Raw genomic sequence first — 17196 nt, forward strand, 5'->3', positions numbered from 1 at the left:
AGCGGACGGGTCGGCGATGCGACTCGCGTTGTTGAGGTGCCGAGAGGCGAGTCCGCGCGAGTTCGGCGCGGAGTCGCGCGTCCAGCGCCGCTCCGGCCGCTTCTTTCGCGCCGCGGCACGTCGCTTGAGCGCGCGTCCAACAGCCATCCGAACTTATTGCAATCGTTAGTGCCGTTTTCCGCCGGAATACCGGCGATAAACGCTTTTCCGCACGCGCTCTGGGGCCGGCTTACCCAGCGAAGATGGCGCAAGCCCGACCCCGCGCTGCTGAGCTACGGCGAAACCGAAGGTTACCGGCCGCTTCGAGAGGCCATCGCTGCGCACGCCACCGCGACGCGAGGCGCCCGGTGCGACGCCGATCAGGTTATCGTCGTGAACGGATCGTTTCAAGCGATCGAGATGACGTTGCGCCTGCTGACAAATCCGGGCGATCAAATCCTCTTGGAAGATCCGGGATATTCTGGCATGCGCGGCACGGCGGCCGCTCTTGGCCTTCGTGCCGTTCCCGTCGCGGTGGACGCCGAGGGTTTTCGGGTCGATGACGCGATCCGCGCGTGCCCTCGCGCGCGCATCGCGTACGTCACGCCGTCGCATCAGATGCCCACCGGGGCGACGCTCTCCGCGTCACGTCGAATGCAACTACTGGCGTGGGCGCAGCGGTGCCGGGGTTGGATCATCGAAGACGACTACGACGGCGTCTTCCGTTACCGCGGCCAACCGTTGACCGCTCTGCAGGGTATCGACGAGTCCAATCGCGTCATCTATGTCAGCACGTTCAGCAAAGTGCTCGTGCCCTCGCTCCGCCTGGCCTACGTCATCGCGCCGCCCGACTTGGTCGACGCCTTTGTGGCCGCTCGCCGCTTTAGCGATCGTCACTCTCCTGGGGTAGAGCAGGCGGTCCTGGCCGACTTCATGGAACAGGGCTTCTTCGCGCGTCACCTTCGGCGGATGCGGTCGCTGTACGAAGAACGCCAAGCCTTCTTCATCAAAGAATCGCGACGCGTCATCGGCGACGACCTTATCTTGGAACCAAATCCCGCGGGCATCCATCTCGTCGGATACTTTCGAGCGCGCCTCGACGACAACAAGGTGGCAGCCGCCGCGTGGGATCTCGGCGTGAGCGCAGGCGCGCTCTCAACGCACTTTCTCGGAAAGGCGACGCGAAACGGATTGGTGCTGGGATACACTCAAGCTGACGAACGGGAAACGCAGACCGGGATTCAAGCGCTCGCGTGGGCTCTCCGCCGCGTCCGTGGACGCTCCAAGTCGGCGTGACTATTGAATGTTTTGCTATTGGGTCAGGACCGGCGATTCGGGCCCTCGAGGAAGATCGCGGCCGGTTGGATGAGCCGCGTTCCACACGCATTCGGGCTGCGCAGAGCCTGAAAGAAGGAGCGCGATCTCCTCGATTTCGACTTCGTGAGGGTCGAAAAAAGGAACGAGTGTGACCGCGTTTGACTGTGTTGGTCTGTCCGACAGCAGCCGGAATCGCAGACCATCGTGGAACGGACTTGCATCCAGGTAGCCGCTGCAGTCGGAGTCGGTCACCCCAAGTGCGTATTTCGCGCTAGCCTTGAACCGGATGCTGACTCGATGATCGAGCAGCGAGTGCAGCGTGCTGATGGCCCAGTCCGATGTCATGTCGCCCTCCACACATCATCGTATTTGGCACGTTTCGCTTGCGCGATTCAAGTCTGAGGCCCCCGTCGCCTTGCAACGCGTGCCGACCGTCCGGCGAGCACCGTTATAGATGAGGACGCGCGCTTTTGGCAGGATCTCTACGGAGAACACTGCGCCTCAAACGCGACGGTTTGACTTGGAGCGTCCGGACCTTCATTTGTTTGTTGGATCGCACCCACCGCGATCGCGTTGCCGTCGAAGTCGGCTAACCCATGTACGACCGTTCCCGCATCGACGATCGGGATCGACGCTCGCAGCCAGGCCATGCCACTCCAATGTTCGAGCACGACCGATTGAGCCGACGTATACGTTTGACTCAGGTGCGCGACGGCCCACGCATCGCCGGCCAATGATGTCGATACCGAATCGAACTGTCCTCCGGTCGGCAACTGAAGCGGCGACTCGGACCATCTCGCACCGTTCCAGTGCTCGATGTCGGCCAAACCGGAGTCGTGCTCTCCGATCGCCCAAACGTCGCGACCATCTCTCGCCGTCACCGCCCATAAGACGCCGAACGATTTGGCGGGCTGGATGGAATTCCAATGCGCGCCGGTCCATATGTCCGCGATCGGCGTCGTTTGGTTGAAGCGACCGGGCTGTGTCTCCCCGACTGTCCATGCCGCGCCGTCGTGCAACATCGTCACGGAAAGCAGCTCGCTCGTCTTTGAGCCGCCCGGCAATGCCCATCCGGTCCATTTCGCGCCGTTCCACTCCTCTGCCCAGGGCCAACTCTCTACCACTCCATTGTATCCTTCGACGCCGACAGCCCAGACTTCGTTTGGATTATTGCGATCGGCAGCGATCGCATTTGCATAGTGATAGATTCCCCGGCCGGGTGCGGCACCAGGCATGGATCGCCACGTGGCGCCATCCCAATGCCAAATGCTCTTGCCGACGGCCCAGACGTCGGTTGGGCTGGCCTCGCTGACTGAGATGAGCGGTTCGTTGATGCTGTTCGATTGGACCGACCAGTTCGAACCATCGAAGTGTTCGACGAGGCCCCGTTTCTTGCCGGCGTGCATTCCATACCATCCGACGGCCCAGACATCGTTCACCGACGTGCCTGACACGGCGACCAGCGCGCCTTCTCCGCCGATGGATGGAGTCTGCATAATCGTGGACGTGCATGGACCCGCGAAGGCGGTTTGGGTTGCGAGCGAACACATCATGGCCAAGCCGGCTGCCGCCAACCATCGATATCTCATCTAGAATCTCTCCAGCCAATAGTCACAACAACGCTTGATATGCGGGCGCGCATCGCAAGAGTCAGGCGGCTGCTTTCAAATTTTGTGCTCGCGAGGCCCGAACCCTTCGCGAAAAGCAAAATCCTCGCGCGATGCGGCTAACCCGCAGTCCGGTTCACTTCGTGATACGCGAGATCCATGAACAGCGGCGATGAGATGAGCATGTCGGCCGACCGCCGGTTGCACGCGATCGGAACGTCGTACAGCACCGCGAGACGCAGCAGCGCTTTTACGTCGACGTCATGCGGCTGCGGCGAGAGCGGATCCCAGAAAAAGAAAATCACGTCGATCTTCCGTTCTGCGATCATCGCGCCCACTTGCGCATCGCCGCCGAGCGGACCCGAAAGCAGCATGGTGATCGGCAAGTCGAGCTTTTCCGCGACGGAATGGCCGGTCGTCGCGGTTGCGAAGATCTTGCACTTCGCCAAAGTTCCGCGATTGAACGCGCTCCATTCGGCCATCTCGTGCTTGCGGGCGTCGTGCGCGATCAACGCGACGCGGGGATGGCGGTCGTCCGCCGGCGTGGGATGGTCGTATCGTTTCATGACGGGTTATTCGCCGTTCACCGGCGCAAGTCGTGCTTTGAGCGGATTCGAACGGAGGCCCGTCAAACGGGGCTGCCGCTCCACATGAAGGCAATCGAAGAATACCGTGTGCGCTGGGCCACGCCGGGCGATTCCGCCGCATGGGCCGATCTACGCCACAGTCTTTGGCCGGAGTCGTCCTTCCAGGATCACGCCGCCGAAATCGATCGGTATTTTGGCGGGGAGTTGGACGAACCGAAAGCCATCTTGTTTGCGCAGTCCGAGGGCGGCCGCATAGTTTCCAGGCCTTGCGACAGGGCGGGTCGGCTTCATCGAAGGTCTGTATGTCGTTCCCGCGGCGCGGCGTTCGAGAGTGGCTCGTACTTTGATCGCGGCATCGCGCGCGTGGGCGCGAGATCTTGGCTGCGAAGAGTTCGCGTCCGATCGCGCGGAGCGCTCTATCGTCGATCGCAGATACTCGCGATCGGGGTCGTTGAAAGTCAGGTAAGACATGGCAATCAAACCAGAACAATTGATCGAGGCCGCCCAAAAGGAACTCGATAGCATTCCAGCCGGAGACTCGGCCGAACAGCGACTGCTCAGAATTGTAGCCAACGTCGCGCTGGCTATATACCACAAGCTCGATGATGAACTAGCCCGGCGGCGATAGCTCAAACGCGCGTACTTCGTCCCCCCCAAATGACCGGGGCTGACGCCGCAGCGCCCGCCCCGATTGTTGATTTGGATTTGCGGGCGCTGGAGCCCCCGGGACTCGCCGTTCTCGCGCTCTAAATGTGTGCCGTAAGCTGGCCGGAATGTCGATCGATGGGCATCTACTAGTGACCCGTATTCCGGTTATATTCTGCGGCGCACGGTCCGCAGTACCAAAACCACTTTGCCGGCGCACGCGAAGCATCCCACTCCAGCACGCCAACGAAGCCGGAATTCGACGGCGCTGGATCTGCAACGCTGTCTGCGATGCATCGGCCGTCGGCATGTTTGCCCGCCGGACAACCCGCGCACTCGCAGCGGCCATCTTTCGTCTCGCCCGGTTTAGCGCGCCCTCTGAATTTGTCCATCCGACGATGTTCCGCTGTGGCATTGTCAGACCTCTCCTAGCTGGATTACGATGTCGCGTCCTACGGAGTAACGATGAACGACTGTTGACCGACACCTCTCGGAAGCATTCGCCTCGAGAAACGAGGTGCGGCAGGCGCTTGGGCAACCGGGAACCCGCAGAAAGCCCGTCAAATAAGGCGCGGCTCGCGTCCGGAGGGGTGGCAGAGCGGTTGAATGCGACGGTCTTGAAAACCGTTAGAGATGCAAGTCTCTCGTGAGTTCGAATCTCACCCCCTCCGCCAATCATTCATTGCCGAGCGTGCGTCCAAGAAAACCTTCGACCGCGCGCAGCGCGATCGGCGCGTGAAGTCCCAACGGCACTTCCTCATATCCGTGCTCGGTCCATGGAATGTCGACGAAGGTCACGTCATCGCCGTCGGCACGGAGAGCATCGCGAAATGTCTCCGCATAGCCGAAGTCGACGACGTGATCGCGATCGGCGTAGATCAAGAGCGTCGGAGGCAGATTGCGCCGCACTTGATAGATCGGCGAAGCCAATCGATAGCGCGCCGGGTCTTCGGCCGGTGTGACGCCCATGTATGCGACGATGATCGAGCGCACGTCGAGCGGATCCGGCTTCGGTAGGATTTCGTATCCCTTCAACAGATCGATGGCGCCCGAGTAGCTGATCAGCGCGCGAAACGGCGAGTGCGGTTCGAATGCTAAGAGTTCCGCAAGCTCTCCGCCGGACGAATGACCGAGAACGGCTACGCGCGTTCGATCCGCGCGATACGCGCTCGCATTATTCAAGATGGCCGACACTTCGGACCGCACGTCGTTCAAAGCGTCTGGAAAACGAAACGCGGGTGCATGCCGATAGTCGAGTGCAAAGACGGCATATCCGCTTGCGGCCAGTGCTCGGTTGATTCCGGTGTCGTTCGCAGGGGTTCCGCGTTGCCATGATCCGCCATAGATCGCGAAGACGATCGGGTTCTTCGTTCCAGCCGCTGGGAGATAGGCGCGGATGGCCGTGCGATCGTCGCCGAGTGTGAACGGAATTGACGATTCGATCACCGCTTCTCCCGCGGCTCCGGTCGCCGGCAATGCAGGTCGAATGCCGGACCAGAACATCGCGCCGAGCGGCAGCGCGCACAAGACGATGTTCAACCCGATAAGTATCACGCTCGCGGGCTTCAGATGAGGGCGCGATCGGAAAGCCGCGAAAAGCAAGGCGGCGTTTAGCACGAGCAAGTACGGGCTGAATTCGATCGCCACGTCGGTCGCGACAAACGCCGGTCCGTTCGGCGGCGGCAGAACGATCCAGATGCACAACGCCGCCAGGACGGCGGCAAATATCAGAAGCAGCACCACCACACCCATGCGATAAGGACAGCCTGGACCGGCAGGCGCCACAGCAGCGTCGTTTGCGATGCGATATCCGCGAATAGCTGCGGGTGCATCGCCATGTAGAGGTTCGCAGGAAATACGGCGATCAGCAGCGCGATGAGACCGATGCCGGCCGGCCGCCTCGTGCGGGCGATCATCACGCCGATTCCGCCTGCGATTTCGCAGACGCCGCTGATGTATACGAGTGCTTCGGCGTGGCCGAGCGCCGGCGGAATGGCTCGCATGTACGTGGACGTTCGCAGAAAATGCAGCAGCCCGGCTAGTATGAATCCGACGCCAAGCAGGTAGCGCATTGAGTTGGCGAGCTGAATCTCGCCGGCCGACCAGAAAGGTCGGCCCCACAGAGACACCTGTTGGTTTGCGCCGTAGTCGCGGATGAATCCTACGGGCGCTTCGGCAGGGCCGGCTGCGCTATTCACAAGAATCCGGTCGAACGACTCCCGCTCCACCACGGATTGATTGTGTGCCAAGAATTCATCTCATCATCCACGGCCGCGTGCAGGGCATCTTCTTCAGAGGCTCTGCGCTCGAGCGCGCGCGGGAGCTTGCGTTGACCGGATGGGTGCGCAATCGTCTCGACGGCAGCGTTGAAGTCCTAGCTGAAGGCGACGCGCCGGCGTTGGCGCAGATGCAGGCATGGTGCGAGAAAGGACCGCGCGGCGCCGTGGTGCGCAACATCGATACGATCGACGAGCCGGCGACCGGCGAGTTCAATTCGTTCGGCGTACGCGGCGAAGCTTGACGGCGGCCGGCCGGTCTCTCAAGCGATAGACGAATTTCAAACCCGACCAGGTAGCGACGACGGCACATATCTTCACGTCCACCAGACCCGCCGCGAGCCCGAACTCGCGGACGATGTTCTCATCGACATCTGTGACAACGCCTGATGTCTTCTTCGGCCAACACACCCAGAGCATGCCGGCGGGCGACAGGGCGCGCTTCGCGCTTGCGATCCGGCGGCTGAGTCCGCTCGCGTCGCCGGCGAACGACACGATGACATCGATCGGGCCGCGAAGCTCCCGAGCACGACGTACGCCGGCCGGCAAAGGTCCGAGGATCGCGTCAAAGCCTTTGGGCGCCATCATAAACGCGATGCGATGGCCGGCTTTGATGCCGAGTTTTTCCGCAAGCGGACGTTGTGAGTAGCCCGCTCGTTCAGCCGGCGTGCTCAAACGCGCAACGCCCGAAGATCGGCGGGCGAATCGATATCGCAAAACGCGCGGGGGTCGCCCGCCGTCACAAATCGTAAACGCCGCGTTTGCGATTGCGCGTAACGCTTCGCGCCGGCATCTCCCTCAAGGCGCTCTAACGCTGCGAAATCGTGGCGCGGGAAGAGAACCGGCGAGCCCCATGCTCGGCCCATGCGCAACGCGACGATCGGCGGCGGCCGTTGACGATCTCCGGGCCGAACTCCAGCCGCATTGCAAAGGCTGTCGATGTTGGCGCTTGTCACGAACGGCTGATCCGCCAACATGAAGACGCAGGCGTCGAACTCGAGGGCAAGAGCGAGACCGGTCCGGATGGATGAAGCGATCCCCTCCGGCCACGCGCCGTTGAGCACGATCGAGCACCTGCGTGACTCGACGCGATCAAGAACGCTTTCGGAGTCGGCGCCGAGCACGAGCACGCAGATGCGCGCGCGCGAGCCGCACGCCGCGTCGATCGCGCGCTGCAAAAGCGGCCGGCCCTTGAAGTCCGCGATGAGTTTGCGTCCGCCGAAGCGCGAGCCCGAGCCCGCCGCGAGCACGACCACAGCAGTCGACATCTCCGGCTCGGCCGCTCTCAGACTACGGCCCTGCACGCAGAACTTCCAACATCGCGTCATGGACGAGTCCGTTTGACGCAAGCATCTCACCGCAATCCACGCGCAGCGGCTTGCCTGAATAGTCGGTGACCCGTCCGCCGGCCTCGGCCACGATCAGCGCGCCGGCAGCGACGTCCCACGCATGCAGCCCAGCCTCCCAAAATCCTTCGAAGCGGCCTGCCGCGACGTAGCACAGATCGAGCGCGGCAGAGCCATCGCGCCGGACCGCCTGCGCGCGGCGCATGAAGTTCGCCATCATCTCTAGGTTGGGGATACCGCCCACATCGCGGAGCGGCGGAAAACCGGTCACCAGCAGGCCGTCGCGCAAGTCGGCATGCGGCGAAACCGCGAGAACCTTGTCGTCGCAGCTAGCGCCCGCGCCCCGTTCTGCCTTGTACATCTCGTCCGCCATCGGGTCGTAGACCGCGCCGGCCAGCAACGCGCCGTCCTTTTCATACGCGATAGAGACGCAAAAGCAGCGGTAGCCGTGCGCGAAGTTCGTGGTGCCGTCGAGCGGATCGACGATCCAACGGCCGGTTCCCGACCCGCCGGAGGCGCCGCCCTCTTCGCCAAGCACTGAATCGTCGGGAAAATCTTCGGCGATCATCGTGCGGATGAGCGCTTCGCTGCGCGTGTCCGCTTCGGTCACGAGGTTAGATCGCACATCCTTCGAGCGGACGTGGATGTGCGTCCCCAGCATATCGCGCAGTAAGGCGCCCGCCGCACGCGCTGCGCGTTCTGCCGTTCGCAATCGTTGATCCATGGCTCGACGCGGGTTCGCATGCCGAGGCAAGATTCCTCATCTATATTGTGGAACGCTCAGAGTATCATGCTTGGCGCAAAACCCGAGATAAAGACCCTTTCGCTGCCCGGTTCAAAGGGTGCTGGGGTTGTCGCGCGCGAGGCAGCCGCCATGACGACCGGAACGAAAACCGCTCCGATCGTCGTCAAACAAGCCAGCGGCCTCATGCTCGAAGACGTCGACGGCAACGTGTTCCTCGACTTCACGAGCGGCATGGTCGCGGCCACTGGCCACAGCCATCCAAAAGTCGTGGCCGCCATCACCGAGCAGGCCAACCGGTGGCTGTTCATCAACAGCCCGGATTTCTATTCGCCGCTGCAGGCCGACGTCGCGGAAAAGCTGGCAAAACTCGTGCCCAGCCTCACCGGCAAAAAAGTGTTCCTGTGTTCGAGCGGCACGGAAGCCAACGAAGCGGCGATCAAAGCCGCGCGTTGGACGAAGCCCACGCGCAAGCGGCTCATCGCATTTCTCGGCGCTTTCCACGGCCGCACTTTGGGCGCCAACTCCATGACCGCGAGCAAAGTCGTCCAGCGCGCGCGCTTCACGCCGAACATCGCCGACGTGCATCACGTGCCGTACGCATCATGCTATCGCTGCCCGTACAAAATGACGTACCCGGCTTGCGACGTTTGGTGCGCGCACATCCTCGAAGAGATCTACTTCAAACAGTTGATCCCGCCCGATGAAGTCGCGGCCATGTTCGTCGAACCCATTCAAGGCGAAGGCGGCTATATCGTGCCGCCGTCGGACTTCATCCGCATCCTTCGCGACATGTGCGAGCGCCACGGCATCGCCTACGTCGACGATGAAGTGCAAGCCGGCATCGGCAAGACCGGAAAAATGCTCGCCATCGAACACCATGGCGTCGCGGGCAACTTCACATCGCTTGCCAAGGCGCTCGGCTCGGGCGTCGCCGTCGGCGCGCAGGTCATGGACGCCGAATACGATTTCGGCGCACAGGGCGCGCACTCGAACACCTTCGGTGGGAACGGAATCGCACTCGCGGCCGCCAAGGCCACCCTCGAAGTGATCGAGCAGGAGCATTTAGTGGATCGCGCGGCCGAAATGGGCGCCTACTTCATCGGCAAGCTCGAGGAGCTGCAGACCCGGCATGATGTCATCGGCGACGTGCGCGGCAAAGGACTCATGCTCGCCATCGACTTCGTCACGTCGCGCGCGACGCGCGATCACAACACGGAGTTGCGCGACCGTGTGGTCAACAACTGCTTTCGCCATGGCTTAATGGTGCTGCCGTGCGGGTTCTCGGCCATCCGGTTCACCCCGGCGCTCGTCGTGGACCGCGACCAGATCGATCGGGCGACGGACATCGTGGAGCGCTCTATCCGGGAGTCCTGACACTTCAGAGTCGAGCCGACTCTTTCTCGTATGATGCGCCGAACTTTAACCGGCGCGCGTGGAGGCAAACTTTATGGAAGGCGACGGCCATGGACCTCCGCGAGGAATTCGTGAGCGAGCTGTGCGGCCGGTCCGTCAGCGTCGTCTCGGACGGCAAATCACGCAAGGTCGGTAAGCTCGAAGATCTTTCGATCTCCGGCAGCGATGATGCATTTCCCGCGGTCACCGGCTTGTACATCCGTTGCAGCGATGGGAAGCTGCGCTATGCGCCGTTCGCGGCGGTCGCCGCGATCGGTCCCCGCGACGTATCACTGACCGCCGAGCCGCTCGACATTTCGCTTTTAGAGCGTCCGTCCGGCGAGCTGCTGCTCAACAAGGAGCTGCTCGACAAGCAGATCCTCGACGTGGACGGCCGCAAGGTCGTTCGCATCAACGATCTCAAACTCGCGCCGGCAGGCGACAGCCTGCGCGTCATCGCCGCCGACATCGGCTTGTCGGGGCTCTTGCGCCGCATGGGATTGCGCGGCCTCGGCCAGCGCTGGCTCGAACGCGCCTCGCGGCCGGGCATCAGACAAGCATTGATCTCGTGGGATACGGTGCAGCCTCTGCATCGCGACGAACCCGGCGACGCCATCCGCCTGCGCGTGCCGCATGACAAGATGCAGCGCATCCACCCAGCCGATCTCGCGGCGATCATCGAAGACCTCAATGCGGCCGACCAGGCGTCGCTCATGGGATCGCTCGACGAAGAGACCGCGGCCGAAGCTTTCGAACAGCTCGATGTCGACACCCAGCTCTCGATCCTCGAGGACATCAAGCCGGCACGTGCCGCTGACATCATCGAGAACATGGAGCCGGACGACGCCGCCGACCTCCTGAGCGAAGTAGAGCCGGAACGCCAGCAAGAGATCTTGAGCCTCATGGAGCCCGAGGAGGCGCAAGACGTCCGCGAATTGCTATCGCACGACGAAGAGACTGCCGGCGGTTTGATGACGACGGAATATCTTTGGCTGCCGCCGGGCCTCACCGTGGCAGATGCCTTCGCGCACATCCGCAAGGCCGCCGAAGACGCCGAACTTGTCTACTATCTCTACGTCCTCGATCCCCAAGAGCATATCTTGGGTGTCGTCACGCTGCGCAACCTCGTGACGGCCGATCCGGCGTCGCCCGTCTCGGACATCATGACGGACGACGTGGTGACAGTGCACACCGGCACCGCGCGTGATGAGGTCGCCTCCACCATCGCGCGCTACGACTTCCTCGCCCTGCCGGTCGTCGACGACGACGGCCGCATGCAGGGCATCGTGACCGTGGACGACGCGATGGATGTTGTGCTGCCGGAGAAATTGCGCAAGATGTTGCCGCGCATGGGCCGCTCGCGTACCAAGACACGGACCGGAACGTAGCGCGTGGAGGCGGCGGATACCGTCAAACAGCCTGCGGCGCCGAAGCGGCCCACCTTGTGGCGTTCGATGCTGCTCTTCTTCTCCATCGTGGGTCCGGGATTCATCACCGGCAATCTCGACAACGACGCCGCCGGCATCGGCACGTATTCGCAGGCCGGCGCGCAGTTCGGGTACGGCATGCTGTGGACGCTCATCCCTATCACCATCGGCTTGATCGTGGTCCAGGAGATCTGCGTCCGGATGGGCATCGTCACAGGCAAAGGTCTTGCCGATTTGATCCGCGAGAAATTCGGCGTGCGCATCACGCTCTTGGTGCTCGCCTTGCTCGTGATGACCAATCTGCTCACCACGATGGCCGAATTTGCCGGCGTTGCGGCAAGCGCAGATATCTTCCACCCGTTCTTACGCTACGTCGCAGTTCCAGCCGCCGCGCTTTTTGTGGCCTTGCTCGCTCTGCGCGCGGACTACAAGACCGTGGAGCGGATCTTCTTGGCGGCGTGCGTCGTGTATTTCACCTACATCATCTCGGGTTTTTTGGCCAAGCCCGATTGGCACGAGGTGTTGGTGGCGACCGTCGTGCCGCATTTCACGGCTTCGTCCGCTTTTTGGCTGAGCTTGCTCGCGGTGATCGGGACGACGATCACGCCGTGGATGCAGTTCTACATCCAGTCATCGGTGGTGGAGAAAGGCGTCAAGCCGAAAGATCTGCGGTATTCGCAGATCGACGTCGTCACAGGCTGTCTCGTCACGGACATCGTCTCGTTCTTCATCATCGTATCGTGCGGCGCGACGCTATTCATCCACGGTCAGACCAACATCACCGAGGCGTCGCAGGCCGCGCGGGCACTGGCGCCGCTCGCCGGCCCCTTCGCGGAGATCCTCTTCGCGATCGGCCTGCTCAACGCGTCGCTCTTCGCCGCGTCGGTGCTGCCGCTGTCCACCGCGTACACCGTCTGTGAAGCGCTGGGCTTCGAGGCGGGCGTCGCCAAGACGTTCCGTGAAGCGCCCGCGTTCTATACGCTGTACTTCGCCATCGTCGCGATCGGCGCGGTGAGCGTGCTCGTGCTGCAAGTCCCGCTGTTCACGATCATCGAATACTCGCAGGCCATCGCGGGCATGCTCTTGCCGTTCATCGTGGTCGCCATGCTGCTGCTCGTCAACGATAAGCAGTTGATGGGCAAGTACGTGAATGGACCGGTGGCAAACGTGATCGCCTGGACCACGGCCGGCGTCACAATCGTCGCGACGGTCATCGTGCTCGCGGCACCGCTCATCCATTGGAGTTGAAGAAAAGGTGACCGCCGACGACCTTGCCGCACTCGCCGAACGCGCCGCCCGCACCATCACCGGAGGGGGCGGGCTCAAGGCGCTCGCGCAGCTGCTCGCCGATGCGGTTCACGGCTCCGTACTTGTCGAAGACGAGCAGTGGCGGCATCTCGCCATCGCCCAGTTCGGCGACGGAGACGGCGCCCTGCCCGCCACCTTCGCGCCGCACCACGATCGCGCCGGCGCAGCGGACGGTCTGGTTCGCGCAAAGCTCGACGATAGCGTGACCGCGCTGTGCGCCCCGATGCCGGGCGGCACGTCCGACACGGGCGGTGCCGCGGGTTACGTGACTTTATTCGTTCGCGGAAAAATGCCGAGCTACGCCGGCCCGGCGTTGCGCGTCGTCGCGGGCGCAGCAGGCGTGGAGTGCATGCGCCGCGGCAGCGGACGCACGCAGACCCGGCGCGCTTTTTGGGAGCGCTATTTGACCGGCGGTTTCGTGGATGCGTCGGCACTGCGCGACGAAGCTGCTGCGGCGGCCATCCCGCTCGCGGCATCCTACGTCGCCGCGGTCTTTGATGTCGAAGGCGTGGCGCCGCAGATCGCTCGCGACGCACTTGCACAGGCGCTCGGCTCGGCCGAGGCCGTGCTGCCGCCGTTCGGCGCCGGGCCCGCCATCGTGCTGTTCGCGGTGAAGAATCAAACCGACATCGCACGCGCTCGTCAGGCGGCCCAGCACGCCGTCCGCGTGCTGACGCAGCAAGGCGCCGTGCGTTCCATCGCATGCGGCGTGGGCAGCCATCAGCCCGACCCACTCGACTTGCCCATGTCCATCGATCAGGCGCGCCAAGCCCTCACCCTTGGATGCCGCTTGTTCGGGCACGGTACGGTCACCACGTACCACGATCTTGGATTGTTCGCGCTGCTGCATGCCGGCGCCGGCCGCGAAGCGTTCGGCGCGTTCGCCGATGCCCAGCTAGAACCGCTGGCCGCGTACGACCGCAAACACCGCACCGAGCTTCTTCAGACCTTACGGCTCTACTTCGATGTCGGAGAAAACGTCAAGGAAGCGGCCGAACGGCTATCGGTGCATCGCCACACGATCTTCTACCGGCTCAATCAGATCGCGCAGATCTTGAAGATCGATTTCAAGGCGCCCAAGGACCAGCTCTCCGTGCGAGCGGCGCTCGCCATCCGTCTAATGCAACGCGGCGAGGACGCAAAACAGTCATGAGCAAACGCGATCTCATCAAACGCGCCAAGGACCTGGGCATCCGGTTCGTGCGCCTACAGTTCAGCGACATCCACGGCGTCACCAAGAACGTCGCCGTTCCAGTCAAGGAACTCGAAGCCGCGCTTGACGGCAACGTGGTCTTCGACGGCTCATGCATCGAAGGATTCGTCCGCTTCGAAGAGTCGGATATGTATCTTTCGCCCGATTCAGGCACGTTCGCGGTGCTCCCCACCGTCGAAGGAGCGCCGCTCGAGGCGCGTCTCATCTGCGACGTCGTCAATCCGGACGGCACGCCGTTTGAGGGCTGCCCGCGCACCACGTTGCGTCGCGCCCTCGAATCGGCCAACGGTGACGGCTTCACGGTGCACGTGGCGGCGGAACTCGAATTCTTCTTGTTCGAACGTGGAGCCGACGGCGATCCGACGACGGCTACTGCCGATCGTGGTTCGTATTTCGACCTGAGCCCGATCGATCGCGGCGACCTCGCGCGGCGCGACGTGTCGCTTGCTTTGGAAGAGATGGGCATCCGCGTCGAAGCCACGCATCACGAAGTCGCTCCCGGACAACACGAGATCGATCTGGCGTTCACCGACGCGCTCGCGCTCGCCGACGCCATCGCGACTGCGCGGTTCGTCGTGAAGACCGTGGCCGTCCGTCACGGCCTCCACGCCACGTTCATGCCCAAACCGCACGCCAATCAGGATGGCAGCGGGTTGCACTTCACGCAGTATCTCGCGCGCGACGGCATCAACGCGTTCATCTCGGCCGGCGCAGGCGATCTCGGCCGATCAAACGCACCCGAGCTCAGTGAAACGGGTCTCGCCTACGTCGGCGGCTTGCTAGCGCACGCGCGCGGGTTCACCGCGATCACGAATCCGACGGTCAACTCGTACAAACGCCTCGTGCCGGGCTACGACGCGCCGTGCTACGCATCGTGGTCGCATCGCGCGAAGAGCGCGCTCGTGCGCGTTCCTTCCGATCACGGAGCGGGTGCGCACGTGGAGCTGCGCTCGCCGGATCCGTCGTGCAACCCGTACCTCGCACTGGCATGCGTCATCGCGTCGGGGCTCGACGGTGTCCGCCGCAAATCGGTGCCGGGCGATTCGGTCGACGCAAACGTCGCTTCGCTCCCTGAGGCGGAGCGAGCAGCGCTAGGCGTGGAGCAATTGCCCGCGTCGTTGCAAGAAGCGATCGCCGCTCTTGATGCCGATCAGTTGGTGCAAGCGGCGCTCGGCGATCATTCGTACCATCGCTTTCGCGAAGCTAAGCTTGCCGAGTGGGAATCGTACCGGTTGCAAGTCCACCTTTGGGAGTACGAAGCGTACCTCCAATTGTGACGTCAGCGCCTGGCGGCCTGCGCATCGCGCATCTGCGCGGTTTCCATCGCAAGACCCGCAAGTTGCGCGAACACTTCAATCGTGCGCACGGTCTCGTCGTCCGGCACGAGATGCGTCTTTGGATCATCGGGCGATAGAATCCCAATCATCTCGCCCTGAGAATTCAGGATCGGGAAGAGCAACAGGTCGAGCTCGTGCCAGTCGCCCGGCTGTATGCGCGGCAAGACCACGATGTCTTCGTTGCGCGTGATGCCGCCGCTGACGTTCAATTCCATCGGCACGTAATAGTAGGTGTCGCGGTATTTGCCGCGCACCGACATCATGCGGCGCATGTCGGCGACCGAGGTCTCTTTACCCACGACCTCGCCCGGATAGCCGAGGGCGGCGCGGCGCACGAACACGTTGCGGTCGGCGTCGAGCGTCTGGATCGAGCCGGCAGAAAAGCCGAACGTGTCGAGCGTGACGATGAGAATGCGGCGCAGCATCGTGTCGAGGTCGCGCTCGCTGAAGATCGCCGCGGTGACGTCGAGTATGCGGGCCAAGCGGTCGGCTTGCCGGCGGCGCTGCTCGGCAAGCGCCTCCGCATCGGTCGACCTTCGTTCGAGGGCCAGCGCGCGATGCTGTTCGTGCGAGACGACGTGCACGTTCTCAATCGCTGCGGCGGCTAGCCGCGCGAACAATGCGACATTGCGCATCGTCGACGCTTGGGGAACAAATCCGTCCACCGGCTCGTCTGGACAAAGCAGGCCGATCACTTCACCCGCCGAGGACATCAGCGTGATGACGAGCGTGTCTGCAGCGTGCCAGATGCCCGGGGCGGCGCGTTGCCCGACGGCTTGCTCGGGATCGAAGCACAATTCGGGATCCGTGTGCCACGTATGCCGCTCGATCGGCGCGTAATAGACCGACGGCGCGATCAAGAATTTCTGGTCGAGTTTGATCTCCACTTGCGCGAACGAGACTTCGCGGCCCAAGAGTCTCTTCGCGACCTCGTCGGTGTAGCCGGAAACCGTACGGTACTCGTACGACTCGCGCTCGCGCTGCGCTACGAGGATCGCGCCGCAGCGAAAGCCGAACGTGCGCAACGTGACGGCGAGCACGCGATCCAGCAATGCATTCAGCTCGCGCTCGCGCAGCAGCGTCACCGCCAGCTCGACCAAGAGACGCAACGTATTGGCCTGCGCCTCGTAGTCCGCGCGCTTGGCGCCTTCGGTCGCGACCACCGACTCGAGCGTCGATTGTTTCGCGACGAGCATATCGGTGCGCGCGACGGTCGCGCGGACCAGCATGGTGGTCATCAGTACCGTTATCCACGTGTACGCCACCGCGGCGATGAGGTTGTACGCCGCGACGTCGGCGGTCGCGCCGGTGTACTGAAAGACGTATCCCACAAAGAGCATAAGCGTGGTCAGCACACCGGTGATCGCCGCTCCCAACTCGCGCTCGCGCGTGGCCGCATACACGATGATCGGGAGCATGCCGGCCCAAGCCGCCGGAACGGTGGCCCAATACGCGGAGATGAGGATGAGCACCGTGAGCGTATCAAACCCGACGAGGAGCCGAGACGCTAGACGGATGCGCCCGATGCTATCCGCGACCGTCGTGGTGCGATACGCGACTGCGCCGAAAGCGAACCACAGAGCGACGGGGACCGCGCGCATGAGCAGCGGAACGGGCACGGGAAGGAAGAGTATCAGCAGCGACGCGATGGAGGCGGCGACGAATCGGCCGCGCAGCATGCCAAGCTCGATGACCCGAGTCTCCTCGAGTCTCGTGTCGTCCTGCGGTGCGATGCGAATGCTCACCAAGAAGTTATCGGCAGACCGGTCACGCCGGTCAATCGTGCACCGTTCAGTAGCCGTCGAATCCGACGGTGACGATGCCGTCCGGCTGGACGATGGTCGGGACGCGAAGGCCGCCCGACAGCGCTTCCATGGCTTTTCTGGCTTTCAGATCGGCCTGTACGTCGATTTGTGTGAATGGGACGCCGCGGGACCGCATATCGTTCATCGCGGCAGCGCAATACGGACAGCCACGCTTGGTGTAGATCTGAGTGTGTGCAGCCAATTATGAAGAC

The 17196-nt window shown here is 63.0% G+C and carries 19 protein-coding genes and 1 tRNA gene; 9 read left to right on the forward strand and 11 right to left on the reverse strand.

Features of this window, described 5'->3' with window-relative positions; genetic code table 11:
* On the forward strand, nt 1-1275 hold a 1275-nt coding region (locus VII69_11260; GenBank protein ID HEY5095687.1), incomplete at its 5' end, for a PLP-dependent aminotransferase family protein.
* Between the two features lie 15 nt (nt 1276-1290).
* On the opposite strand, the gene VII69_11265 is transcribed toward VII69_11260, so the two are convergent.
* From VII69_11265 to VII69_11275, 3 genes are all read right to left on the reverse strand, one after another.
* Nucleotides 1291-1641: a hypothetical protein gene (locus VII69_11265; protein HEY5095688.1), complete on the reverse strand. Its 351-nt coding sequence runs from the start codon at nt 1639-1641 to the stop codon at nt 1291-1293.
* Nucleotides 1642-1778: 137 nt separating this feature from the next.
* The gene (locus VII69_11270; GenBank protein ID HEY5095689.1) at nt 1779-2885 is read right to left on the reverse strand and encodes a hypothetical protein; all 1107 of its coding nucleotides are present in this window, start codon (nt 2883-2885) and stop codon (nt 1779-1781) included.
* A gap of 137 nt (nt 2886-3022) precedes the next feature.
* Nucleotides 3023-3469, reverse strand: a complete 447-nt coding sequence (locus tag VII69_11275; protein HEY5095690.1) for a methylglyoxal synthase — start codon at nt 3467-3469, stop codon at nt 3023-3025.
* Nucleotides 3470-3959: 490 nt separating this feature from the next.
* Between VII69_11275 and VII69_11280 the strand changes: the two genes are divergently transcribed.
* Nucleotides 3960-4118 (forward strand): hypothetical protein, encoded by a 159-nt coding sequence (locus VII69_11280; protein ID HEY5095691.1) that lies wholly within the window; start codon nt 3960-3962, stop codon nt 4116-4118.
* A 166-nt stretch (nt 4119-4284) separates the two neighbouring features.
* Here the strand turns inward: VII69_11280 and VII69_11285 are convergent, their stop codons facing one another.
* Nucleotides 4285-4527 (reverse strand): hypothetical protein, encoded by a 243-nt coding sequence (locus tag VII69_11285; GenBank protein ID HEY5095692.1) that lies wholly within the window; start codon nt 4525-4527, stop codon nt 4285-4287.
* Nucleotides 4528-4719: 192 nt separating this feature from the next.
* Here VII69_11285 and VII69_11290 point away from each other — a divergent pair.
* Nucleotides 4720-4809: transfer RNA gene (locus VII69_11290), tRNA-Ser, on the forward strand.
* 1 nt (nt 4810) lies between these two features.
* Here VII69_11290 and VII69_11295 read toward each other — a convergent pair.
* Nucleotides 4811-5920, reverse strand: coding sequence for an alpha/beta hydrolase (locus VII69_11295; GenBank protein ID HEY5095693.1), 1110 nt, complete (start codon nt 5918-5920; stop codon nt 4811-4813).
* Nucleotides 5863-6384, reverse strand: coding sequence for a hypothetical protein (locus VII69_11300; GenBank protein ID HEY5095694.1), 522 nt, complete (start codon nt 6382-6384; stop codon nt 5863-5865). Before VII69_11300 ends, VII69_11295 begins: the two co-directional genes overlap by 58 nt.
* Here VII69_11300 and VII69_11305 point away from each other — a divergent pair.
* The gene (locus tag VII69_11305) at nt 6378-6656 is read left to right on the forward strand and encodes an acylphosphatase (GenBank protein HEY5095695.1); all 279 of its coding nucleotides are present in this window, start codon (nt 6378-6380) and stop codon (nt 6654-6656) included. The genes VII69_11300 and VII69_11305 overlap by 7 nt on opposite strands.
* Here the strand turns inward: VII69_11305 and VII69_11310 are convergent.
* The 3 genes from VII69_11310 to VII69_11320 are packed head-to-tail and all read right to left on the reverse strand — an operon-like array spanning nt 6625 to nt 8481.
* A complete protein-coding gene (locus VII69_11310) occupies nt 6625-7086 on the reverse strand; it encodes a hypothetical protein (GenBank protein HEY5095696.1) in 462 nt (153 codons plus the stop codon). The genes VII69_11305 and VII69_11310 overlap by 32 nt on opposite strands.
* Nucleotides 7083-7715, reverse strand: a complete 633-nt coding sequence (locus tag VII69_11315; GenBank protein ID HEY5095697.1) for a nucleotidyltransferase family protein — start codon at nt 7713-7715, stop codon at nt 7083-7085. Before VII69_11315 ends, VII69_11310 begins: the two co-directional genes overlap by 4 nt.
* Nucleotides 7702-8481, reverse strand: a complete 780-nt coding sequence (locus VII69_11320) for an inositol monophosphatase family protein (GenBank protein ID HEY5095698.1) — start codon at nt 8479-8481, stop codon at nt 7702-7704. The genes VII69_11315 and VII69_11320 overlap by 14 nt, the downstream gene beginning before the upstream one ends.
* Before the next feature lie 66 nt (nt 8482-8547).
* On the opposite strand from VII69_11320, the gene VII69_11325 reads away from it, so the two are divergent.
* The 5 genes from VII69_11325 (at nt 8548) to glnA (ending at nt 15119) form a co-directional block, all read left to right on the forward strand.
* A complete protein-coding gene (locus tag VII69_11325) occupies nt 8548-9876 on the forward strand; it encodes an aminotransferase class III-fold pyridoxal phosphate-dependent enzyme (protein HEY5095699.1) in 1329 nt (442 codons plus the stop codon).
* 89 nt (nt 9877-9965) lie between these two features.
* Nucleotides 9966-11282 carry a CBS domain-containing protein gene (locus tag VII69_11330; GenBank protein ID HEY5095700.1) on the forward strand — a complete coding sequence of 439 codons (1317 nt, stop codon included), beginning with the start codon at nt 9966-9968 and terminating at the stop codon, nt 11280-11282.
* 3 nt (nt 11283-11285) lie between these two features.
* A complete protein-coding gene (locus VII69_11335; GenBank protein ID HEY5095701.1) occupies nt 11286-12569 on the forward strand; it encodes an Nramp family divalent metal transporter in 1284 nt (427 codons plus the stop codon).
* Between the two features lie 7 nt (nt 12570-12576).
* Complete coding sequence (locus tag VII69_11340) at nt 12577-13782, forward strand: helix-turn-helix domain-containing protein (protein ID HEY5095702.1); 1206 nt, start codon at nt 12577-12579, stop codon at nt 13780-13782.
* Entirely contained in the window at nt 13779-15119 is a 1341-nt protein-coding gene (gene glnA, locus VII69_11345; GenBank protein HEY5095703.1) for a type I glutamate--ammonia ligase, read from the forward strand. The genes VII69_11340 and glnA overlap by 4 nt, the downstream gene beginning before the upstream one ends.
* Before the next feature lie 2 nt (nt 15120-15121).
* On the opposite strand, the gene VII69_11350 is transcribed toward glnA, so the two are convergent.
* Both VII69_11350 and VII69_11355 read right to left on the reverse strand, forming a co-directional pair.
* The gene (locus VII69_11350; GenBank protein ID HEY5095704.1) at nt 15122-16924 is read right to left on the reverse strand and encodes a GAF domain-containing protein; all 1803 of its coding nucleotides are present in this window, start codon (nt 16922-16924) and stop codon (nt 15122-15124) included.
* 46 nt (nt 16925-16970) lie between these two features.
* The gene (locus tag VII69_11355; GenBank protein HEY5095705.1) at nt 16971-17186 is read right to left on the reverse strand and encodes a glutaredoxin family protein; all 216 of its coding nucleotides are present in this window, start codon (nt 17184-17186) and stop codon (nt 16971-16973) included.
* Nucleotides 17187-17196 lie beyond the last annotated feature (10 nt).

It is taken from the genome of Candidatus Eremiobacteraceae bacterium, from assembly GCA_036511855.1.
In the GTDB taxonomy this organism is placed as follows: Bacteria; Vulcanimicrobiota; Vulcanimicrobiia; order Eremiobacterales; family Eremiobacteraceae; genus JABCYQ01.